This window comes from Methanobrevibacter sp., assembly GCF_030539875.1.
In the GTDB taxonomy this organism is placed as follows: Archaea; Methanobacteriota; Methanobacteria; order Methanobacteriales; family Methanobacteriaceae; genus Methanocatella.
This window is the reverse complement of the sequence record NZ_JAUNXI010000026.1, coordinates 1-20,701: the sequence shown is the minus strand read 5'-3', so window position 1 is coordinate 20,701 and position 20,701 is coordinate 1. Positions and strand designations below refer to the sequence as shown.

Below are 20,701 nucleotides of genomic sequence, written 5' to 3'. Positions count from 1 at the left end.
CTTCTAGCTGTTGAAGAAATTTTTAAGGACTCTAAAAAAGGAGATAAAGCTTCTGGCGAAGCTATGGATAAAATATTTGGAACTACTGATCCTATTGAAGTTTCTAAAATTATACTTGAAAAAGGCACTGTTCAATTAACTGCTGAGCAAAAGCGAAAAATGCAAGAAGATAAAAGGAAGCTGGTTATTAATAAAATAGCTAAAGAAGCAGTTAATCCCCAAAATGGTTTACCACATCCCGTTCAAAGAATTGAAAATGCATGTGAAGAGGCAAAAGTTAAATTTGACCCTTTCACATCTGTTGACCAGCAGGTACAAACAGCATTAAAGGCCATTAAACCGCTTATTCCAATCAGGTTTGAAAAAGTTAAAATGGCTGTTAGACTTCCAGGTGCTGCTGCCGGAAGCGCTTATTCTGTTATTCATGGATTTGGTGAAATTATTAATGAAGAATGGCAACAGGATGGTTCATGGATTGGTATTATTGAAATGTCCGGTGGTCTTCAAAATTCTTTTGTTGCAAAAATGGCTGAGATTTCAGGCGGAGAAGCAGAAACTAAAGCCATTAAATAATTAGGTTAATGGGATTATTATGATATATGTGGAAAATAAAGATTTAGTTATTCCCGGTCAGATATTGGCTGATGATGAATTCTATTCTGGAAGGGGTACCTTTAAAGAGAATGGTAAAGTTTGTTCTTCTTTAATGGGACTTGTTTCTTTGAGGAATAAAAAGATTAGAGTTATTCCTCTCAAAAGCAAATATGTTCCTAAGAAAGGAGATGTTGTAATAGGTAAGATTGACGATGTCAGATTCTCAATGTGGAATGTAGACATTAATTCACCTTATTCTGGAATTTTACCTGCTTTTGAAGTGTTTGGTCGTGAGAAAAAAGAACTCAATAAAGTTTATGATATTGGGGACGTTCTATTTTTAAGGGTTGTCGATGTTGATGAAATCAAAAAGGCAAAACTTGGTTTGAAAGGAAGAGGAATGGGTAAATTCAAAGGAGGAATCATTGTAGATATTGCTCCAACCAAAGTTCCTAGACTGATTGGTAAAAAAGGTTCTATGATCAACATGATTAAAGATAAAACTCATTGTAAAATTGTTGTTGGTCAAAACGGTCTTGTTTGGGTAAAAGGTGACAAGGACATGGAACAACTTACCAAAAGCATAATTCATTTAATTGAAGCCGAAGCCCATACTTCCGGGTTAACAAATAAGATTAAAAATAAATTGTACCTGGCTATTGATGGTGAATTGCCTCCTGAAGAGGAAGAAAATGAGTTTGTTTTAGAAAAACCTAAACTTCAAAATTTTAAGGAAGAATTGGAAGAAGAAGAACGTGAAGCAGAAGAAAAAAAAGACAGAGGAGATAAACCTAATATTGCTGAGGTTATCGAAGAATTAAAAAGAAAAAATAAAAATAAAAAAGATGGCGGATTATCCTATGGCGATAGCTCAAATAGCTCTTTTATATTAAATAAAAAATAATTCTTCGCATATTGAGAGGTTGATATAATGTCAGAATTTATAAGAAATGACGGTAGGAAGTTTGATGAATTGCGCCCAGTTAAAATTGAAGCCGGTGTACTTGAACGTGCAGACGGTTCAGCTTACTTGGAATTTGGGGGAAATAAAATTTTAGCTGCTGTTTATGGTCCTAGAGAATCATATATTAGAAGATTACTTGAACCTAATACTGGAGTAATAAGATGCAGGTATAACATGGCTCCATTTTCAGTAGATGATAGAAAAAGACCTGGACCGGACAGGAGATCATCTGAAATTTCTAAAATTACAGCTGATGCATTAAGGCCGGCCTTATTATTGGAAAATTATCCTCGTTCAATGATTGATGTTTATATAGAAGTAATCGAAGCTGAAGGCGGAACCCGTTGTGCAGGAATTACTGCAGCTTCCGTTGCACTTGTTGATGCAGGAATTCCTATGAAGGATATTGTTGTGGGATGTGCTGCAGGTAAAGTTGATGGGGAAGTTGTCATTGATTTATCTGAATATGAAGATAAAGAAGGTGAAGCTGATGTTCCTGTAGCCATAATGCCTAGAACTGGTGAAATTACTTTATTGCAAAGTGACGGTAATTTAACTGAAGAAGAATTCCAGAAAGCTATTGATTTGGCTATTGACGGTTGTCTTAAAGTTAGTGAAATTCAAAAAGAAGCTTTAATGAATAAATATTCTACAGAATAGTGAGTGGATAATATGGATATAATACCGGAAATTACAAGACAAAGTATTGCTGACCTTATCGAAAATGATAAAAGAGAAGATGGCAGGTCTTTAACTGAATATAGGGATATTTCTATTGAAACTGATGTTATTTCTAAAGCTGAAGGTTCTGCTCGCGTAAAACTTGGCGGAACTCAAGTTATTGTTGGAATTAAACCACAAATCGGATCTCCATTCCCAGATACTCCTGATTTAGGGGTTTTAATGGCAAATTGTGAAATGTTGCCTATGGCGGATCCTACATTTGAACCTGGACCACCTAGTGAAGACTCAATAGAACTTGCACGTGTAGTTGATAGGGGTATTCGTGAAAGCGAATTAATAGATTTGGACAAACTATGTATTGAAGAGGGAAAACACGTTTGGATGTTGTTCGTTGATTTGCATATTATTGATAATTGCGGAAATCTTTTTGATGCATGCGAATTGGCTGTTATGGCTGCTCTTAAATCTACTAAATTGCCTGTTGCAAGTATTGTTGATGATGAAGTTGTTCTTAGTGAAGATGAAACTTTTGATTTGCCAATTAACAATGAGTTGGCTTTATGCACCTTTGTTAAAATTGCAGACAAAATGGTTATCGACCCAACTTTAGATGAAGAAAGAGTTGCTAGCGCACGTTTAAATGTTGGTGTTACTAAAGACGGCCATATTTGCTCAATGCAAAAAGGTGGAAAAGAACCATTGGCAAAAGACGATATCTTATACTGTGTAAATACTGCAGTTAGTAAAGTAAAAGAGTTAATAGAAAATCTTTAAATGTCTTCCGGACGGTTAAGATTTCTAAATTCTTTTTTTTCTATTTTTTCATTATCAATTAAAACAAATTTCGTTTCTACTTTTTCTATCAGTCCTTTGATGTGCAGGGTATCTTCATCTACTAATTTTTCAATTTCAGAAATAATATTTTTATTGTAAATGGAATGAAGAGGTTCTGATGTTTTTAATTTATTTTTTTCATCGTGATATGGAACAATGGCCTGATAATCGTTGTCTATTTGTGAGAATATAGTGGCGATATAGTTTGGTGAAACAAATGGACTATCACAAGGCAGAATCAATCCATATTCTCCTTTAATTTGTGAAAGGCCGGTCATAATTCCAGGCATTGGCCCTTTATTTTTAATTTTATCTTCTAAAAATGTTATTGTATATGCGTAGTCATCGGGGTTAATGAATTTTTTATATTTGTCAATCCTGTCTCTGTCATTTAAAACGATTATGGCTTCATCAATATGATGGTTTAAAGTGGAAAGGATGTGTTTTATCATAGGTTTATTTCGAATAATCATTGATCCTTTATCCCGACCCATTCTTCTGCTCTGACCTCCACATAAAATGATGCAGGATTTAATATTTTCATTATTAGCTTCACTGCTCATATTGAATCGCCGTCTGTCTACTCGGTTACGTATACGCTTGCATCTTTATCAAAGGGATTGGTGCGTATCATCAATGCAATCATATAAGGATAATTCTTGTTAAGATATTTCAGATAGTAAATCCACTCACGGATTAATATATTATAAACCCTGTCCATATCCACATTCAAATGTTGAAAATCACTTTCATTTACCAAAGCCAAATCTTTTCTGTGTTCTAATTCTTCATCCAAATGAAGAATGGAATTCATCAAGTTAGTAAATTCCTCTTTTTCAAGCAGATTCGGATTGTTTATTAAATTTATAATAAACTCTCTTTTATCAGCAAGCAAATCTCTTAAATTCTCAAGGAATTCTTCCCTATTTTCTGAAGCGACATCAGCTAAAAAGTTGATATGTGAACTTTTAAGTTCATTGAGTTTATTTTCATAGTCCTTATCAGTCCATGTTTTGATTGTTTTTAAATTTTCAGTAGTGGTTTTATACTTGTTTACCTCATTTAACTGGCTTATCAATTCATTGCCGACCTCAGAAAAGAAAGTGCTCATAAGCATGTCCAATTTTTCAAACACTGCTTCTTTTTCCTTTTTTTCAATAATCTCTTCAAGTAAAAATGCTACAATAAGTATGTCCACAGGAATAAAACCTAAATGTGTCCATACATATGATATGATATGCTCTCCGTCTCCCAATACAAGGTAATTTGATCCGTATATAATAATTATTAATATTACCATTAAAATTGAAAATTTTATTTTCCAACGTTTATGATCATCCATTTTATAATCTCCAAATAATATTTATCTTTTCTTAGCAGTGATGATGGCTATCGGGTTTTCGCTAATCATTAAAACTCCACGATCGAGAACTCTTCCATTTGAAACATTGATTTCCATTATTTTCGGATTATATCCTAAATCTTTGAGTTTATTTATGGCTTCAACTTTAGTATCGACTAAAATGGCTGTAATAATTATTCTGCCTTTTGAGTTAAGATTTCCATGAATTATCTCTAAGATATTTTCAAGCTCCTGACCGCTGCCCCCCACAACAGCTATGTCAATATCTTCAATATCTTTCAGGGCATTTGCCCCGTCATCATTAATTAATGTAACATTGTCTCCAAGACCAAACTTTTTAAGGTTTTTTGAAGTCATGCCGATAGCTTCGTGATTCTTATCGATAGATATTACTTCACCTGCTCTTTGGGCAAATTCACAGGTAATCCCTCCGGTTCCGCATCCGCAATCCACAACTTTGTCTTCTGATGTTACTCCAGATTTATAAAGAATTATGGCTCTGATAGCTTCTTTTGTAGGTCCCGGCACATCACAGGATTTGATAAAATCCTTATCTTCTAACATTTATTCCCACCTTTCAAATAAATTATTTTCAACTTTTAAAGAGTCTAAAATTTTTCCAACAATAAAATCAATCTGGTCATCAATCGTTTTAGGATTTGAATAAAAACCGGGCATTGCAGGTAAAATCGTAGCTCCTTCTTGTGATAAAGTCAGCATGTTTTTTAAATGAACGCTTCTGAGAGGAGTTTCACGGGGAACAATGATGGTAGGTCTTTTTTCTTTTAAACTAACATCTGCCACCCGTGTTATGGTGTTTGACCCATATCCATGAGCTATTGAAGATAAAGTTTTCATCGTACACGGCACTATAACTAAACCGTCGGTTTTAAATGAACCGCTATTTATGGAAGCGGTCAGGTCATGAAAATTATAATAGTTATCTGCTAAGTTAATTACATCTTCTGCTGAGTAATCTGTTTCTGATTCTATAACGACCTTGCCCAAATCGCTAATTACTAATGAAGTTTCAATATTTAGTTCTTTAAGGGATTCAAGCAGTCTTATTCCATATATTGCTCCACTTGCTCCTGTAATTCCAACAACAATCATATTTTTTTCCTCTAAATTAATTTAATTTGGTCATAATGAATTCCATGGAATTTTTCTCTATCAATTTCCGGCAATTCAAGATAATTTTCTAATTTGAACTTTTCAAACAGGGATTTTTTGCTGTCCTCCACATAAACGCTGATGTCAGGTATATTAAATCTTGCTTTACTCAATGCTCCTATTATATTTGAAATCTCAGTTAACGGGTATAATTTTCCATCTAAGTTGACCTGAGTTTTCATTTCATCAAAACGAGGATATTCAGCAATATTTATGTAAACATAATCTTTGTCAAGATTATAATCTTCGGCAATTTCTTCTTCAACCTTTCTTAATTCATCTGCCTCGATTCTATACATTTTTTCAGGATACTTGAAATTATTTAACCTGATTGTTTTGACTCTCTTCATTATTTGTCTTGTATCCAGTCTGTGCATAATGTCATTTGCAAATTCATTATCGCAGTGTCTGAATATCCCAATAATGTCTGCGTCATCATACTTGTAAATGTCTTTCTCATTGATTATTTTTTCATCAATTATTCTTTTAAGCGCTCTTCTAAACATCGAGTTGACAATTCTGGTTGTATGGTGCTGATAAACGCTTGGATACATGAAATATCTAGAAACAAGAGCTCCTTCAGCAGCTTGAACACCTTTGATATCCAATATCAGCCCATCCTCTAATTTTAAATTGGATATGATTCTTTCATAGTCTATAATTCCGTAGGCAACTCCTGTGTTGTGAGAATCTCTTAAAAGATAATCCATTCTGTCCACATCAAGTTCACCAGAAACAATCGGACCCAAATATCCTTTTCCATTAATAATGTCTGCAATTTCATTAACATTAAATTTTTCTTCGAGCAGATCCCTCATAGGAGTCTTGGTAATGACATGCTTTGTTAATTCTTCATGGGGAACAGACAATACTCCTTCAGAGACATGTGAAAATGGACCATGGCCAATATCATGCAATAATGCTGAGGTTCTAATTAATTCGATTTCTTCTTTTTCAAGTTCAAGTTCTTCAGCAAGTTTTGACCCTAAGTTCATTGTTCCAATCGAATGTTCGAATCGGGTATGTGTTGCTCCCGGATAAATTAAACTTATTAGGCCTAACTGCTTAATCCGCCTTAAACGCTGAAACTGAGGCATGTCCATTATTTTTACTTCGAAGTAATTTAGATTAATATCTCCATAGACGCTATCTCTGATGAATTTCTTTTTTTCACCTATCATTTTATCAGCCCGTATATGTGTATATTCTATTGGAATTGTTTTTGTCAACCACTGTTTCTATGTCTGGATTTGTTGTATTGGTGGTTGTATTGTTGGTGAGGGTATTGTTATTGGTTTTTATTTTTGGTTTGATTGTTGGAACTTTATTGATGTAGTTTGGTTCAAATGAATCATCTTCAATAGGAATTAGCTTATATGAATCTGTTGTGCCTTTATCTGTTAGACTAGCAAATGCAGAACTAATGCCGAATGCAAGAAGTGCAATGATTAAAAATACTATTAATTTTGCTTTTACTGAGTCTTTCATAATAACACTTTCTTTTAATTCTAATTTGTACTATTATTATTTATTTTAAAAGCTAATATTTAATGTTTTCTTAAAATATTAAATTTTAATCTTATTATTCCATTGATTTAAGGTGAAATTATATTATTTTTAGAAATTGTGGGTGTTTTGTTATTATTTTTTTGGGGGTGCCTTTTTTATTGATGGTTGCTGTTTTCAAAAGATTTATATATGATGATATTCTAATCATTATCTATCGGAATATTACTTCCGACATAGTATTTCCGATGAATTTGATTTTAATAATTATTTATAATTTAATTTAAGAGTTGATAAAATGGTCATGTTTAATGGTGGTGATACTGCATGGGTTCTCGTTTGTACACTTCTCGTACTTTTAATGAGCATTCCTGCAGTAGCATTTTTTTATGGAGGATTAAGCAAACGTAAAAATGTTTTAAATACAATTTTTTTAACATTTATTGCTTTTTCAATTGTTAGTATAATTTGGGTTGTATTTGGTTACCAGTTTGCATTTGGAGCTGACGTTTATGGATTAATAGGATCTCCAACCAATTTCTTCTTACAGGGAATTGGGCTTGACGACTTAACAGGAACTATACCTACATTATTATTTGTCATGTTCCAGTGTGCATTTGCAGGAATAACATGTACAATCATGTCCGGTGCTTTAGTTGGAAGAATGAAAACAAAAGCTTGGGTAATCTTTACAATATTGTGGATCTGTCTTGTTTATGTCCCTATTGCCCATTGGGTATGGGGAGGAGGATGGTTAATGCAGATGGGAGCACTTGATTTTGCAGGAGGTGCTGTAGTTCATATTAACTCCGGTATTTCTGCATTGGCTGTTGCATTAGTATTAGGAAAAAGAAAAAACCCTTCATTAATTCCTCACAACTTAGGATATGCAGTTTTAGGTGCAGCATTACTTTGGTTTGGATGGATGGGATTCAACGGAGGATCCGGTCTTGCAGCAAACGGACTTGCAGCTAATGCAATTATAGTCTCAAATGTTGCAGCTGCAATGGGTCTTATTGTTTGGACAGTAATTGATACACTTACAATAGGAAAACCTACTGTGTTAGGTGCAATTTCCGGTGCAATTGCAGGTCTCGTTGGTATTACTCCTGCAGCAGGATTTGTTGATGTATTTGGAGCATTAATTATTGGTGCTGTAGCTCCAATCGTATCATACTTCGCGATTAACTATCTAAAACCAAAACTCGGTTATGATGACGCATTAGATGCATGGGGCATTCACGGAATGTCCGGTGTATGGGGAGCAATAGCTACAGGTATATTTGCACTTCCAGCAATCAATGGTGCTGCAGGTTTAATTGCAGGTAATGCAAACCAAGTTGTAATACAAATAATAAGTGTAATAACCACTATAGCTTATGCATTCACAGTTAGCTACATACTTGCAAAAGTTTTAGATAAAACTATGGATGGTATAAGAGTTGATGAAGATGAAGAAATCGGAGGATTAGACTCCAACCTTCACAAAGAATCTGCATATAACTTTAATTCATAAAGGTGATTTTAATGAAACGTATTATTGCAATTATCAGACAGGAAAAATTTGAGGACGTTAAAAAAGAACTGTTAAAAGAAGGCTGTGAAGGCATGACAGTTTCTGAAGTTAAAGGAAGGGGAAGTCAAAGAGGAATTAAAGAGTCCTATAGAGGTTCAAACTTCTGCATTGATCTGATTCCAAAAACACGTGTGGAAATAGTTGTAAAAGATGAAAGTGTTGATTTAATCATTGACGCAATTATAAAAGGTGCCCGCACAGGAAATATAGGTGATGGAAAAATCTTCATACAGCCTGTTGAAAATGTAATCAGAATCAGGACAGGTGAAATGGGCGACGATGCAGTCTGATTTCCCATATGAATAAATAGAGTTCTAATCGCAAAAATACTCTCTAAGAAATAATTCTTCGGAATTATTTCTCTTTTTTTTAATGTCTGTCAAAAGAGGATTTCTCATGTAAATTTTTCTTTACAAGTTTATTTGATTTGCTGAACTTTTTTTTAAATTTCCAGTCATGTTAAATAATTGTTAGCGTCATATTATTAATCATGAGAAAACTTATGATAATGTTTTTATTGCTGGTTTTAGTCTCACCATGTTATTCAATAAATGCAGATGGGGATACTTTAAAAGGGCTTTACACTAGTCAAATGGATGAAAACGATTTTAAACAATTTGATTTTGTTTACATTAAAGTATATTCTGATTTGAATTATAGCGAAATTAAAAATATGATGGGGGAAGATTTTAAAAAGGGTGATTCGGATAATGATGGAATATTGTCCTTTGATGAGTTTAGTGATGCATTTAAACTGAATTATGGATATTATTTGGACATACTCAATCCTTATAATGAAACTTCAGATTATGATTTTTTTATGGATGTTGATTCAAACAATGATAATGTAATTGACTTTAATGAATTCTCTCAACATAGCTATATATTTGCTGAAGATTCTTTTTGGGAGGGCTATTCCATCGAAGAAATGTGTGACAGTGAATTTGCTAGAGCAGATAATAACGGCAATGAATATCTAAATTATAGGGAATTCAAACTAGTAATCTAATAATGATGTTAATAATCAATAACAACTCCCTGAATGTCAGAAAGTTCAACCCATGTTGTTATTCCTTTAATCTGATAGAGATATCCGTTAATGTATTCATAGGAAATGTTTTTATTGTCGCTGACTAAATGCACATTGTCTCCATTTATCTGATCAACTCTTTTTATGACTTCGCCATATTCATCAGACCGGGCAACTACGATATCTCCAATCTCAATATCATGGGTCTTATTTACTAAAGCGTATTGTCCGTCTTGCAGTGTAGGAAGCATGGATGTTCCGTTAACATAAACCTTAATTGGAATTTGGTCTGGTCCCAAACTTGAATCAATATTTATTTTGGAATTCTTAAGGCCGTAATCTCTGCAAAGGTTTGAAACGCCATTTTTTAAAGTTTCAACATTAGCTGTCGAATTGTTCATAACATTTAATGTGTAATTGCAAATTGCCTTGTTTAGGTTGTGTGTGTCAACATTGTCCAGTGTCTTAGTTTCAACGCTGATATTTTCCCCGTCAAGGTAAACGTTTACCGTATTTTCATTTAATAAAAAAATACCTGAAATCACAAAAATAATTATTATTATTGAAGCTAAAATGATTTTTTTAACCATTTCAATCACTCATCTAATATATTTAAATCCATATTAAGCAGTACTTTCATAGTTTCAATGTCGATTTGTCCGGGAGCAGTCACATCAGTTCCTGCAGCAAAAGTAATCGGAGAATTAAATTTTGATGCCATGACTCTTGTATAGCTTCCTAATTCTCCCATGGATATTGCAATCGTGTTTTCACAATGGGAAAGAACAGCCAGGATTGTTAAAGTGTCTTCAAGATTCTGTGGCATAAATGCAACCTTTGCAATATCTCCAAGTTCCTGCTCTTTTTCAACAATATAGGTTATTTCATTTAAATTAGGTGTTTTTTCAAAATCATGATAGGAGATAATTGTTGTAACTCCGGTGTCATGAATTTTATTTATGTATTCATCTTTACTTTGCAGTTCAATATCTACATAATCGACAATATCACAGCATTCATATAATATATTGAATCTTTCTTCTTCAGTTCCCCTAAAAGACCCGCCTTCACTTTGAATTCTATTTGTAGCTATTATAGGGAAGTTAATTTCATCAATTGCACTTTTAATTTCACTTATTTTAGGGTTTTCCAGAGCGTCAATTCTAAATTCTAAAATATCCGCGCCCTTGTCAATACAATCATTTGCTACTTCGATTACGTCCTTGCAATTTTTTTGAAAAATTGGAATTGCGATTTTTGTTTGTGAATACATCAATTAATACTATCCCTTTGCTATTAATTAAATTTTTTTAAAAATAAGTTGCTTGACTGATTGGGACATATTAAACAATTATTAAAACTTATTAATTATAAAAAATATAATTATATAACAATAAAATTTAATATTTTATTTATTTAAAAAATAAATTATACAAGGTGTTAATTTGAAAATTACAGCTATGGGCGCAGATATATCTGAAAATGATGTATCTTGTAGTGCTAAGCTAGTAGAAACTATTGAAAAAAACCTTTATAAAGTCAAAGAATTAGGTGCAAGAGATGTGGCACTTACAAACATCACAGGCGATGATGTTGTTGTAAGTGCATTTGTTGAAGATGAACTGCTTGAATCTATTAATAAAGGTATTATTGATGTTTTAAGAGAAAGTGCAGAAAACTTAGGAGATTTATCAGGAATATCATCAACTCCGCAGGGTGCCGGGGAAGGTGTTTCATATGCTGAAGCAGATATTAAGCAGGACATGTATCCTGACGCAATTGTTTTAGGATTTGATACTTATGGTGGAGAGCCGTTTGTTGCAGATGTTGCCAACTCAGCTATTGATGCTGCTAAGGGTATGAAAAATTTAACAGACATTTCCGATTATATTGAACCTAAAATAAGGAAAATCCCTGGTGTCGGATATGTTTCACCTGAAACTGATGATCCGGTTGTAGTGGCTACTGTTGAAAATATTGAATCTGTTGGAGTTATAGCCAGTGCAATGATTGGTGCAGCACTTGGAAATAAAAATGTTTATTTAGTTAAAAGAGGAACAACTTGCAATGTATTGCCCGGTAGTGTAATTTTTTCGGCCGTTGCATTTATGAATGGAAATGTAATAGATTTAGCCGTTCCATTTGAAAATAAAACTAGGATATTAAGATAGGAGATACGTATTATGATTTTATTAAATGAAGATACAAAATGTTTAGTTCAAGGAATAACAGGTAAACAGGGTTCCTTCCATACAGAACAAATGTTAAACTATAATACCAATATTGTTGCTGGAATAACCCCTGGAAAGGGTGGTCAAAAATTTTTAAACCAAGTTCCAATTTTTAATTCAATAAACGAGGCAAAAGAAGTTTGCGATATTAATGCTTCAATCATCTTTGTTCCTGCAAGATTTGCAAAAGATGCCGCATTTGAAGCAATAAGAAACTTGGATTTGGTTGTCATCATTTCTGAACACATACCTGTCCATGACAGTATGAAAATCATGGAATATGCAAAGCAAATGGGAACTACAGTTATCGGTCCAAACACTCCTGGAATCATATCTCCAGGTGTTGGAAAATTAGGTATTATGCCTACCCACATTTTTAAAGAAGGCAGGGTAGGGTTAATTTCAAGAAGCGGTACATTAACTTATGAAATTGCAAGCGAACTTACAAATGCAGGTATCGGTCAAAGTACTGCTGTAGGTATCGGAGGAGACCCGGTTACCGGGGATAATTATGTTGATATCTTAAAAAGATTTGAAAAGGATGATAATACTGATGCTGTTGTTTTAATTGGTGAAATTGGAGGAACTGCAGAAGAAAGAGCAGGAACATATATTGCAGAGGAAATGTCAAAACCTGTTGTATCTTACATAGCTGGAAGAACCGCACCGCCTGGAAAAAGAATGGGGCATGCAGGAGCGATTATTCAGGGAACTTCCGGCACTGTTGAAAGTAAAACCAAAGCTTTAAATGCAGCAGGTGTTGAAGTGGCTGTAAAACCGTCTGAAATTGTAGATTTACTTAAAAAGGTTATGTAATGTCAAATCAGGAAATCATTGATAAATTATTAAACGGTGAAATGAAACTTTACCAGGTTGACAGGGAAGTTTCAGCAAAGGACGCAACAGATATTAGAAGGGAATTCTTGGAACAAAAATATTCTATTAAATTAGATAATATTTCAAATTACACTCTTGACATGGAAAGGGCTTCAGCTAGAAATATTGAAAACTCCATTGGAGTATTGCAGCTTCCTATGGGGATTGCAGGACCTTTAAAAATCAATGGAGAATACTGCAAAAGGGAAGTATTTGTCCCGCTGGCCACTTCTGAAGGAGCGCTTGTAGCTTCAATTAACAGGGGAACATCAACCATTACTGCATCTGGAGGTGCAAATGCAAGGGTGACCTCTGATAATATGACCAGGGCACCGGCCATTAAATGTAAGGATGTAAATGATGCACTTAAAATCAAACAATGGTTTATTGATAATTTCAATGAACTAAAAGCCATTGCAGAAAGCACAACTTCTCATGGTAAACTAATTAAAATTGATCCTATTTTAATAGTCGGAAGCTATGTTTATCCGAGATTCGTATTTTCAACTGGAGACAGTATGGGGATGAATATGGTAACAATAGCTTCTGAGAAGATTCTGGATAAACTGGCACAAGAAACTAGCGCAACCCATATTGCATTAAGCGGTAATGTCTGTGTTGATAAAAAACCTGCTGCTATTAATGTTGTTGAAGGAAGAGGAAAAAGTGTTATAGCCGACGTACTAATTCCAAAAGCCATTGTTGAGAAGAAACTCAAAACCACAGCAGAAGCAATTGTTGAGGTAAACACTGCCAAAAACCTGATCGGTTCAGCAGCTGCCGGAAGTATGGCCTTCAATGCCCATTATGCAAATATGGTTGCAGCTTTATTTTTAGCGACAGGTCAGGACCCTGCACATGTTGCTGAAGGTTCATTAGGTATTACTACTGCAGAAAACAGAAATGGTGATTTGTACTTCTCAGTTAACTTGCCGGATTTGCCTGTGGCCACTGTTGGTGGCGGAACAGGTCTTGAAGTTGCTCATGAAGGATTGGAAATTCTTGGTGTTGCAGGTTCAGGTAAAGCACGTGAATTTGCAGAAATCGTTGCATGTACTGTTTTAGCAGGTGAGCTATCTCTTGTTGGAGCATTGGCTGCAGGACACCTTGCAAGAGCTCATCAGGAACTTGGGAGAGGATAATTTTGGATGATTTTATCGATGAACTGTATCCTGAAATCACCCTGGAAACTGATGATATTATAATGTCTTTATCTGTTAAAAAAGATTATTCTCAAATTGAAGATTTGGATTTGCGAAAAAAAGAGTTTATAAAAGATTTAAATGATTTTATAAAGGAATTTGAGCAAACCCAGGAATCCATGGAGTTTATGAGATATTTTGATGATTAGTGTTTTGAATCTATTTTTTCAAATACTTTTTTAACATTTACTTTTGTTTCAAAACACCCAGTTCTTTCAAGTAAGACTCCCTGAGGGCAAAAGTCAGACAATAGCATCATCATCTGATTTAAATCTTCATGACAAGCAACGCCGATTACTGCTTTGAATTTGCTTTCCATTACTATTTTTTTAACAAAACTGGATCCTGGAACAATATATAATTTATACCCAAGGGGTTCGGCTTTTTTCTTAATTACTCCAATTGAACATAATCCGCATTCAGTACAATTCAATCCTTCTTTTTGAAGTGTTGCAGGACAGTCTCTGTGTCTTAAACAATGAGGCAAAAAAATCAATGTTTTTTCAGCAGGAACTGACTTGAACTTTTCCTTGTTCAGTTCGTCTCTGACTTTAATTGCAATGTCATCAATTAAATATTCGTCAATCTTTAAAAGTTTTGCCAGTGACTTAAAAGGGAAATACATTGAATCAACGGCAAACAGCAGGAATCTTGGAAACTTGATTTGATTTTTTCTCGCTATTAAGATTCCTAAAATTAAAACCACAATAAATGAGATTACTATAAGAATAGCCAGAAAAACTACTAATTGTCCTAAAAATGTATAAAATGATTCAATAAACATATATTTCTACCTAAAAATCTTCTATTGTGAAATCATCAAATTCCTTATTTAATCTGATTCCAGTTTCTGTTTTTCTTATTTCAAGTCCTGACAAGCTATCGCAAGAACATAAAACATTTTGTTCAGGGTGTGTTCCGGGAATAATGTTGCAATTAAGGTTAACCTGACTTCCAATGGAAATAACAGTTTCTAAACGTTTGGTTGAAGGGTGGTTTTTGTTTAGAATAACGAGGGGGGATGATTCCTCACGGCTCAGATAAGCCTGTGAACGGATTGCCCTTTTATCTTTTTTAAAGTTGGATACGGCTATTATGTCATCAGATTCCAAAAATTGAACTATTTCTTCATTGTCCTGTGTTGCAATAAATAACATTTTATTTTCATATGCCACCTTAACAACACCGACCATTCCGGTTTCTCCTTCAAGAAATAATATTTCATTATCTTTAAGATTAATATTCATGGTATCCTTAAAAAAATAAAGAAGAGTAAATAATTTTACTCTTGAAGTTCTACATTGTCACTTTGGCAGGATGGACAAACTACTTTTTTTCCAAGACCTTTAAAAGTATTTCCACAGTCTTTGCAATGATATTTTTTTGTTTTCAATTTTTTTAAATCAATGTCAGCCATTGGCCCTCCACTTGAACACATTTGAAATCACCTATTATATTATTATATATAATATATTATTTAATGATTTATTATTCGTAGGATATTATTGATCTTTTCGAGAATCTTATCACTATGTGTCAGGTCATATTCCAGTTCATAAAAATATAATGCCTGATTCAATGCCTGCTCTTCACTGTATCTATCTGATAATTCATGCATTGTGTTTAAGATAAAAGGATTGGGGCCAGCAGGTATATTTTTATTCTTTAAGATTGAAATGGTTTCTTCCAGGCTCAATTCAATGTTTATTCCTTTGGATTTAATATATTGAAGCTCCACATGTGCAAGCGGACTTAATTCATATCTCATACTATAATTGTATAATGCAGTTGCAGTTTCATAATCCTCTTCCTCAATATAATAATAACCTAAATTTCTATAAGATCTTGCCAAATCGCGAGGGTAATATGCATACTTAAGTGCCTGTATGGTGTAGAAACAGAATTTATTTAAGGTTGATGTTTTGCTTTTATAAATTTCAGATAACTCCAGAAGCACTCTTGAAGAGACGGGATTAATCTCCAAAGCTTTTTTAAGATATTTTTCAGATTCTTTCAGGTTGTTTGATTCAAGAAGTAAAAATCCGTATACATAGTATAAATCAAGCAGCGGATGGCTGTCAGGTATATATCTGACTTGTTTTTTTGCACCAACATATTCATTAAATATATTTTCTTCCAAAGGATTTGTAAAATAGTGATATTCATTTACATAATCATTTTCAAACATTCCCGGAAAACTTTTCATAAAACCGTCAAGTTTTTCCAATGCCTCGCCGTACTGCCTGTCTTCAATAAGTGGAGATATCTCTTCTAAAATATCAATTATTGGAGTTTCATTTTCAGAAATTTCAATAAATTCCTGTTTTTCTTCATCACTCAGACAATCCCACATCATACGTCCGATTTCCTTGGTAATCTCTTCATTATATGGATGATTTTTATATTTTTCAAGCTGGGATACTAAGTATTTTCTGTTTAAATCCTTATTTTCACCTAAATTCAATTTGATTTCATTTATTATATCATCATACATTAAAACACCTAAAGTTATTTTAAGAAGTAATGTTTTTATATAACTTCTAATCCATATTATATATGTATAAAAAATTAGTTTTATATTTTTATAGAAAATTTTAAAGGTGATTGAAAAATGGCAAACCAACCAATTTTTATCCTTCCGGAAGGAACTGAAAGATATTCAAAAAGAGATGCTTTAAGAATGAATATCACTGCAGCTAAAGTTTTAGCAGGTATTGTAAGAACTACTTTAGGTCCTAAAGGTATGGATAAAATGTTAGTTAATTCATTAGGCGACATTACTGTAACTAATGATGGTGCAACTATTATGCGTGAAATGGATATCGCACAACCTGCAGCAAGAATGCTTGTAGAAACTGCTAAAAAACAAGAAGACATTGTCGGTGACGGAACTACTTCTGTTGTTGTAATTGCTGGAGAATTGTTATCTAAAGCTGAAGAATTGTTAGAAGATGGAATTTCAACATCCGTTGTTGTAAAAGGATTTAGAAATGCAACAGAAAAAGCTGTAGAACTTTTACAAGGAATTGCTGTTGATGCTAATGATAAAGAAACCCTTAAAAAGGTCGCTGTTACTGCAATGAGCGGTAAAGGATCAGATTATGCTAAAGAACATTTGGCTGATCTTGTTGTTGAAGCAGCATTAAGAATTAAGGAAGACGGAAAATCCGATATTGAAAATATTAATATTCAAAGAGTATCCGGAGATGCTGTTGAAGATTCATTCTTGGCTGAAGGTATTGTAATTGATAAAGCACCTGTTTCTAAAGCTATGCCTAAAGATATTAAAGATGCAAAAATTGCTATCATGAAATATCCTATTGAATTAAAGGACATTAACACTGATACTAAAATTGACATTACAAGTCCTGAACAATTTGAATTATTCTTAAACAATGAAGAACAAATGATTAAAGATTTGGTAGATAAAGTAATTGATTCTGGAGCTAATGTATTATTCTGTCAAAAAGGTATTGATGATATGGCAGAACACTACTTGAAAAAAGCAGGCGTCATGACTTTCAAACGTGTTAAAAAATCAGACATGGACAGGATTGCAAAAGCTACCGGTGCTAAATTAGTAACCGATATTGAAGATTTATCTGCTGATAAATTAGGTTTTGCAGGTCACATTTATCTTAATAAAATATTTGACCACGAGTTAACTTTCATCGAAGAATGTGACAATCCGAAAGCTTCTTCCATTGTACTTAGAGGCAGTACCCGTTATGTAACCGAACAAATCTCCAGAGCTATTGATGATGCTTTAGGTGTTGTTGCTGCTACTATTGAAGAAGGTAAAGTTCTCATCGGTGGAGGAGCTTGTGAAATTGATTTGGTAAAACAGTTAAGAGAATATGGTGAAACTGTAAGCGGAAGAGAACAGTTAGCTATTTTAAAATATGCTGAAGCTTTGGAAGTTATTCCTAGAACTTTAATTGAAAATGCAGGTTTAGACACCATTAACTTAATTGCTGATTTGAAAGCTTCTCATGAAGATTCTAATTTAATTGGAATTAACGTATTCACTGGTGAATTAGTGGATATGCAGGAAGCAGGCGTTATCGAACCTTTAAGAGTAAAGATTCAAGCTTTGCAATCTGCAGGTGCTGCTAGCGAAATGATTTTACGTATCGATGATATGATTGCAGCAAGAGATGCGCTTACTTCTACCGGACAGGATGAGTCTGGTAATGATGATAGTGGTATGCCTCCAATGCCTGGCGGTATGGGCGGTATGCCTCCGATGATGTAAAATTAATTTAATTTTACATTTTTCTATTTTTTTTATTTTTTTTTAAATATTTTCCATGTTTTATACACAATGTATGGCTCAAATATTCTTTTATTTCGGATTTTTAACATTTATATCGTTTTTTGTTTATTCGACCTTATTTTTTGATATTCTTTATTAAATATGTTGTTTTTTGGTCTAACTTAAATTAAATCAATGTTTTTAGATTAGATAGCTTTTAATTATATGTTATTTTATATAATAAGTATTACAATTACTGTTTATGATTTAATATAATTTTTTATCTTAAATTATTGTTTCATATATTTTAATACTTTCATAGCCTAATTTAAGTTTATTTTTTCTTAATATGCTATTTTTGAGATTTTTTAATCTTATTTTTGAAAATCAAACATATTTAACGTGTTTTAGTTAATAAAAAGGTTTATATAAGATATTTTATTAAAATATTCTTGAAGTGAGATTATTGTCTCATGGATGAATTAAAAAATTGTTATGGAGGTAAAATATTTTGAATAAACGAATATTGCTTGCTTTATTATTTGCATTGACTGCTGTATTGTCAGTTGGTGCAGTCTCAGCAGGTGATGTAAATGTTACAGATTCTTATTCTACGAACTTGGCAGATGACTCATCTGATGTTTTAACCTATGGGGATGATATTGCGGATTCATCACTGAATTCTCTGTCTCATGGTGCAGATGACTTGTCTGGTGTAAGTATTGAATCTGAAAAATCAAATAATTTATCAACTAACTCAACAAGTAATTATTTACGTAATGGTACTTCTGGAAGTAATTCGTCTTCCTTAGAAAACAATAGTTCTCAAACTATTGATGTATCTAAAACTGTTACTTCAAATGATGTTACTAAATATTATAAGGGAAGTAAGCAATACCAGGCAACATTTTTAGATGGAAAAGGTAATCCATTAGCCAAAACTAATGTTAAAATTACTGTTAATGGAGTTACTTACACTAAAATGACTAATGCAAATGGTGTTGCTTCTTTGGCAATTAATCTTAAACCTGGAACATATGAGATTATATCTGAAAATCCTATTACAGGTTATAAGCTTATTAATACAATTAAGGTTTTATCCACTATCACTGCAAGTGATATTACTAAAGTTTACACTGACGGAAGGCTGTTTTATGCAACATTCTTGAAAAGTGATGGTAAGCCTTTAGCTAATAAAAATGTTAAGTTTAAGATTAACGGAAAAACATACACTAAGAAAACTAATGGTAAAGGTGTTGCTAGTCTTTCAATGACCAGTCTCAAGACAGGTACATACAAAATCATTTCTTATAACGTTGACGGTTTAACAAAAACCAATACTGTTAAAGTAATCCGTAAGACTAGTTCTAAACTTATTACTGGCACTTATACTTTTCTTAAAAGTGATAAGAAGGTTGTTAAAGTTACATTGCATAACGGTTTAGGTTATGCTCCAGGCAGCGGTAAAGTAATTAAATTTACTATTAATGGTAAAACCTATTCTGCAAAGACTAATAATGCGGGGGTAGCTTCACTTACATTGCCTTATTTAAAGGAAGGCACTTACACAGTAAAATACAGTTTTGCCGGAAATACTTATTATTCAGCATCCAGTGCTTCTAATAAAGTATATATAATTCCTAGTAAAACATCTAAATTCACTGTTAAAAGCGGAACTACTTTTGGTAAAGGGGCTAATTCACAGTTTAAAGTTGCATTAACTTCAGGTAATGTTCCTTTAGTAAAAAAAACTGTTACTTTCACTGTTAATGGTGTGTCATATACTAAAACCACGGATAGTAACGGAATAGTTTCATTGCCTATTAGTTTAAATTTGGGTAAATACACTATAACCTATAAATTCAAAGGTGATTCCAAATCCAATGCAGTGTCTGGATCTTCATCCATTACTGTTAAGGAAAGGTCTTCTACTAAGCTTACTTGGAAAAGCGGAAATTCCTTCAGCCAGGGTGCACAAACTTACAAAGTTTTACTACAGGATAACTCCGGTAAGGCTTTAGGCGGTAAAGTAATTAAACTGACTGTTAATTCCAAAATCTATCAGGCTACTACAGCTTCAAACGGATATGCAACATTTAATGTAAATCTTGCAGCTGGAAATTATTCAGTTTCATTTAGTTATCTTGCAAATGGTGATAACAGTTATGCACCAAGCTCCGGAAGTGCAAATATTTCTGTTAAGAAAAAAGCAGTTACAGGATATGGATATTGGGTTTTCGGACAGAATATGAAAAAAGTTGACCTCAATAAGTTAGCTTCACAGGGGACTACTGATTTATTCTTAAACTTTAAAGCGATTGAAACTCATGGTCAGTCTGCGGTGGAATCATGGGTTGGTAATGCTAAAAAGTTAGGAATGAGGGTTCATATTTGGATGCAGGTATTTATGGAA

General features: G+C 33.2%; 25 protein-coding genes. 13 read left to right on the top strand and 12 right to left on the bottom strand.

Going from position 1 to position 20,701, the window contains the following annotated elements:
• From Q4Q16_RS08775 to rrp42, 4 genes are all read left to right on the top strand, one after another.
• On the top strand, positions 1 to 573 hold a 573-nt coding region (locus Q4Q16_RS08775; protein WP_303347350.1), incomplete at its 5' end, for a ribosome assembly factor SBDS.
• Positions 574 to 592: 19 nt separating this feature from the next.
• Positions 593 to 1,498 carry an exosome complex RNA-binding protein Rrp4 gene (gene rrp4 / locus Q4Q16_RS08770; RefSeq protein WP_303347349.1) on the top strand — a complete coding sequence of 302 codons (906 nt, stop codon included), beginning with the start codon at positions 593 to 595 and terminating at the stop codon, positions 1,496 to 1,498.
• Positions 1,499 to 1,522: 24 nt separating this feature from the next.
• Positions 1,523 to 2,218, top strand: a complete 696-nt coding sequence (rrp41, locus tag Q4Q16_RS08765; protein WP_303347352.1) for an exosome complex exonuclease Rrp41 — start codon at positions 1,523 to 1,525, stop codon at positions 2,216 to 2,218.
• 12 nt (positions 2,219 to 2,230) lie between these two features.
• Positions 2,231 to 3,016: an exosome complex protein Rrp42 gene (rrp42, locus tag Q4Q16_RS08760; protein WP_303347348.1), complete on the top strand. Its 786-nt coding sequence runs from the start codon at positions 2,231 to 2,233 to the stop codon at positions 3,014 to 3,016.
• Here the strand turns inward: rrp42 and Q4Q16_RS08755 are convergent.
• Genes Q4Q16_RS08755 through Q4Q16_RS08730 form a run of 6 tightly spaced genes read right to left on the bottom strand, consistent with a single transcriptional unit; the run spans position 3,013 to position 7,100 of the window.
• Entirely contained in the window at positions 3,013 to 3,639 is a 627-nt protein-coding gene (locus Q4Q16_RS08755) for a molybdenum cofactor guanylyltransferase (protein ID WP_303347347.1), read from the bottom strand. The two genes, rrp42 and Q4Q16_RS08755, sit on opposite strands and share 4 nt — an antisense overlap.
• Before the next feature lie 17 nt (positions 3,640 to 3,656).
• Positions 3,657 to 4,418, bottom strand: a complete 762-nt coding sequence (locus tag Q4Q16_RS08750) for a hypothetical protein (RefSeq protein WP_303347346.1) — start codon at positions 4,416 to 4,418, stop codon at positions 3,657 to 3,659.
• Between the two features lie 21 nt (positions 4,419 to 4,439).
• The gene (gene cbiT / locus Q4Q16_RS08745) at positions 4,440 to 5,003 is read right to left on the bottom strand and encodes a precorrin-6Y C5,15-methyltransferase (decarboxylating) subunit CbiT (RefSeq protein WP_303347345.1); all 564 of its coding nucleotides are present in this window, start codon (positions 5,001 to 5,003) and stop codon (positions 4,440 to 4,442) included.
• The gene (locus tag Q4Q16_RS08740; protein WP_303347344.1) at positions 5,004 to 5,552 is read right to left on the bottom strand and encodes a UbiX family flavin prenyltransferase; all 549 of its coding nucleotides are present in this window, start codon (positions 5,550 to 5,552) and stop codon (positions 5,004 to 5,006) included.
• Between the two features lie 11 nt (positions 5,553 to 5,563).
• On the bottom strand, positions 5,564 to 6,790 hold the full coding sequence (locus tag Q4Q16_RS08735; protein WP_303347351.1) for an HD domain-containing protein: 1,227 nt from the start codon (positions 6,788 to 6,790) through the stop codon (positions 5,564 to 5,566).
• A 7-nt stretch (positions 6,791 to 6,797) separates the two neighbouring features.
• Positions 6,798 to 7,100 (bottom strand): hypothetical protein, encoded by a 303-nt coding sequence (locus tag Q4Q16_RS08730; RefSeq protein ID WP_303347343.1) that lies wholly within the window; start codon positions 7,098 to 7,100, stop codon positions 6,798 to 6,800.
• Between the two features lie 316 nt (positions 7,101 to 7,416).
• Between Q4Q16_RS08730 and Q4Q16_RS08725 the strand changes: the two genes are divergently transcribed.
• From Q4Q16_RS08725 to Q4Q16_RS08715, 3 genes are all read left to right on the top strand, one after another.
• Positions 7,417 to 8,634 carry an ammonium transporter gene (locus Q4Q16_RS08725; RefSeq protein WP_303347342.1) on the top strand — a complete coding sequence of 406 codons (1,218 nt, stop codon included), beginning with the start codon at positions 7,417 to 7,419 and terminating at the stop codon, positions 8,632 to 8,634.
• Positions 8,635 to 8,645: 11 nt separating this feature from the next.
• Positions 8,646 to 8,984, top strand: coding sequence for a P-II family nitrogen regulator (locus tag Q4Q16_RS08720; RefSeq protein WP_303347341.1), 339 nt, complete (start codon positions 8,646 to 8,648; stop codon positions 8,982 to 8,984).
• A 200-nt stretch (positions 8,985 to 9,184) separates the two neighbouring features.
• Positions 9,185 to 9,703: an EF-hand domain-containing protein gene (locus Q4Q16_RS08715; RefSeq protein WP_303347340.1), complete on the top strand. Its 519-nt coding sequence runs from the start codon at positions 9,185 to 9,187 to the stop codon at positions 9,701 to 9,703.
• An 8-nt stretch (positions 9,704 to 9,711) separates the two neighbouring features.
• On the opposite strand, the gene Q4Q16_RS08710 is transcribed toward Q4Q16_RS08715, so the two are convergent.
• Positions 9,712 to 10,314, bottom strand: coding sequence for a S24/S26 family peptidase (locus Q4Q16_RS08710; RefSeq protein ID WP_303347339.1), 603 nt, complete (start codon positions 10,312 to 10,314; stop codon positions 9,712 to 9,714).
• A 5-nt stretch (positions 10,315 to 10,319) separates the two neighbouring features.
• Positions 10,320 to 10,997: a type I 3-dehydroquinate dehydratase gene (aroD, locus tag Q4Q16_RS08705; protein WP_303347338.1), complete on the bottom strand. Its 678-nt coding sequence runs from the start codon at positions 10,995 to 10,997 to the stop codon at positions 10,320 to 10,322.
• A 172-nt stretch (positions 10,998 to 11,169) separates the two neighbouring features.
• On the opposite strand from aroD, the gene Q4Q16_RS08700 reads away from it, so the two are divergent.
• The 4 genes from Q4Q16_RS08700 to Q4Q16_RS08685 are packed head-to-tail and all read left to right on the top strand — an operon-like array spanning position 11,170 to position 14,182.
• Positions 11,170 to 11,895, top strand: a complete 726-nt coding sequence (locus tag Q4Q16_RS08700) for a hypothetical protein (protein ID WP_303347337.1) — start codon at positions 11,170 to 11,172, stop codon at positions 11,893 to 11,895.
• 12 nt (positions 11,896 to 11,907) lie between these two features.
• Positions 11,908 to 12,771, top strand: coding sequence for a succinate--CoA ligase subunit alpha (gene sucD, locus Q4Q16_RS08695; RefSeq protein WP_303347336.1), 864 nt, complete (start codon positions 11,908 to 11,910; stop codon positions 12,769 to 12,771).
• A complete protein-coding gene (gene hmgA, locus Q4Q16_RS08690) occupies positions 12,771 to 13,973 on the top strand; it encodes a hydroxymethylglutaryl-CoA reductase (NADPH) (protein WP_303347335.1) in 1,203 nt (400 codons plus the stop codon). Before sucD ends, hmgA begins: the two co-directional genes overlap by 1 nt.
• Positions 13,974 to 13,975: 2 nt before the next feature.
• A complete protein-coding gene (locus Q4Q16_RS08685; RefSeq protein WP_303347334.1) occupies positions 13,976 to 14,182 on the top strand; it encodes a hypothetical protein in 207 nt (68 codons plus the stop codon).
• On the opposite strand, the gene Q4Q16_RS08680 is transcribed toward Q4Q16_RS08685, so the two are convergent.
• From Q4Q16_RS08680 to Q4Q16_RS08665, 4 genes are read right to left on the bottom strand one after another with little or no spacing between them, the layout of a single operon-like run.
• Positions 14,179 to 14,817 carry a DUF116 domain-containing protein gene (locus tag Q4Q16_RS08680; RefSeq protein ID WP_303347333.1) on the bottom strand — a complete coding sequence of 213 codons (639 nt, stop codon included), beginning with the start codon at positions 14,815 to 14,817 and terminating at the stop codon, positions 14,179 to 14,181. The two genes, Q4Q16_RS08685 and Q4Q16_RS08680, sit on opposite strands and share 4 nt — an antisense overlap.
• Positions 14,818 to 14,827: 10 nt before the next feature.
• The gene (locus Q4Q16_RS08675) at positions 14,828 to 15,280 is read right to left on the bottom strand and encodes a hypothetical protein (protein ID WP_303347332.1); all 453 of its coding nucleotides are present in this window, start codon (positions 15,278 to 15,280) and stop codon (positions 14,828 to 14,830) included.
• 35 nt (positions 15,281 to 15,315) lie between these two features.
• Positions 15,316 to 15,471 carry a hypothetical protein gene (locus Q4Q16_RS08670; protein WP_303347331.1) on the bottom strand — a complete coding sequence of 52 codons (156 nt, stop codon included), beginning with the start codon at positions 15,469 to 15,471 and terminating at the stop codon, positions 15,316 to 15,318.
• Between the two features lie 39 nt (positions 15,472 to 15,510).
• Positions 15,511 to 16,527 carry a hypothetical protein gene (locus tag Q4Q16_RS08665; RefSeq protein WP_303347330.1) on the bottom strand — a complete coding sequence of 339 codons (1,017 nt, stop codon included), beginning with the start codon at positions 16,525 to 16,527 and terminating at the stop codon, positions 15,511 to 15,513.
• A 117-nt stretch (positions 16,528 to 16,644) separates the two neighbouring features.
• On the opposite strand from Q4Q16_RS08665, the gene thsA reads away from it, so the two are divergent.
• Both thsA and Q4Q16_RS08655 read left to right on the top strand, forming a co-directional pair.
• Complete coding sequence (gene thsA, locus Q4Q16_RS08660) at positions 16,645 to 18,288, top strand: thermosome subunit alpha (RefSeq protein ID WP_303347329.1); 1,644 nt, start codon at positions 16,645 to 16,647, stop codon at positions 18,286 to 18,288.
• A gap of 511 nt (positions 18,289 to 18,799) precedes the next feature.
• Positions 18,800 to 20,701: Ig-like domain-containing protein (locus Q4Q16_RS08655; protein ID WP_303347328.1), on the top strand; the 1,902-nt coding region annotated here is incomplete at its 3' end.

Bases quoted from the DNA above. Each gene is read 5' to 3' on its own strand.
- Q4Q16_RS08665 (WP_303347330.1), bottom strand. From the start codon at position 16,527: ATGTATGATGATATAATAAATGAAATCAAATTGAATTTAGGTGAAAAT.
- rrp42 (WP_303347348.1), top strand. From the start codon at position 2,231: ATGGATATAATACCGGAAATTACAAGACAAAGTATTGCTGACCTTATC.
- rrp4 (WP_303347349.1), top strand. From the start codon at position 593: ATGATATATGTGGAAAATAAAGATTTAGTTATTCCCGGTCAGATATTG.
- hmgA (WP_303347335.1), top strand. From the start codon at position 12,771: ATGTCAAATCAGGAAATCATTGATAAATTATTAAACGGTGAAATGAAA.
- Q4Q16_RS08740 (WP_303347344.1), bottom strand. From the start codon at position 5,552: ATGATTGTTGTTGGAATTACAGGAGCAAGTGGAGCAATATATGGAATA.
- sucD (WP_303347336.1), top strand. From the start codon at position 11,908: ATGATTTTATTAAATGAAGATACAAAATGTTTAGTTCAAGGAATAACA.
- Q4Q16_RS08730 (WP_303347343.1), bottom strand. From the start codon at position 7,100: ATGAAAGACTCAGTAAAAGCAAAATTAATAGTATTTTTAATCATTGCA.
- aroD (WP_303347338.1), bottom strand. From the start codon at position 10,997: ATGTATTCACAAACAAAAATCGCAATTCCAATTTTTCAAAAAAATTGC.
- Q4Q16_RS08755 (WP_303347347.1), bottom strand. From the start codon at position 3,639: ATGAGCAGTGAAGCTAATAATGAAAATATTAAATCCTGCATCATTTTA.
- Q4Q16_RS08750 (WP_303347346.1), bottom strand. From the start codon at position 4,418: ATGGATGATCATAAACGTTGGAAAATAAAATTTTCAATTTTAATGGTA.
- cbiT (WP_303347345.1), bottom strand. From the start codon at position 5,003: ATGTTAGAAGATAAGGATTTTATCAAATCCTGTGATGTGCCGGGACCT.
- Q4Q16_RS08680 (WP_303347333.1), bottom strand. From the start codon at position 14,817: ATGTTTATTGAATCATTTTATACATTTTTAGGACAATTAGTAGTTTTT.
- thsA (WP_303347329.1), top strand. From the start codon at position 16,645: ATGGCAAACCAACCAATTTTTATCCTTCCGGAAGGAACTGAAAGATAT.
- Q4Q16_RS08710 (WP_303347339.1), bottom strand. From the start codon at position 10,314: ATGGTTAAAAAAATCATTTTAGCTTCAATAATAATAATTATTTTTGTG.
- Q4Q16_RS08720 (WP_303347341.1), top strand. From the start codon at position 8,646: ATGAAACGTATTATTGCAATTATCAGACAGGAAAAATTTGAGGACGTT.
- Q4Q16_RS08670 (WP_303347331.1), bottom strand. From the start codon at position 15,471: ATGTGTTCAAGTGGAGGGCCAATGGCTGACATTGATTTAAAAAAATTG.
- Q4Q16_RS08675 (WP_303347332.1), bottom strand. From the start codon at position 15,280: ATGAATATTAATCTTAAAGATAATGAAATATTATTTCTTGAAGGAGAA.
- Q4Q16_RS08725 (WP_303347342.1), top strand. From the start codon at position 7,417: ATGGTCATGTTTAATGGTGGTGATACTGCATGGGTTCTCGTTTGTACA.
- Q4Q16_RS08715 (WP_303347340.1), top strand. From the start codon at position 9,185: ATGAGAAAACTTATGATAATGTTTTTATTGCTGGTTTTAGTCTCACCA.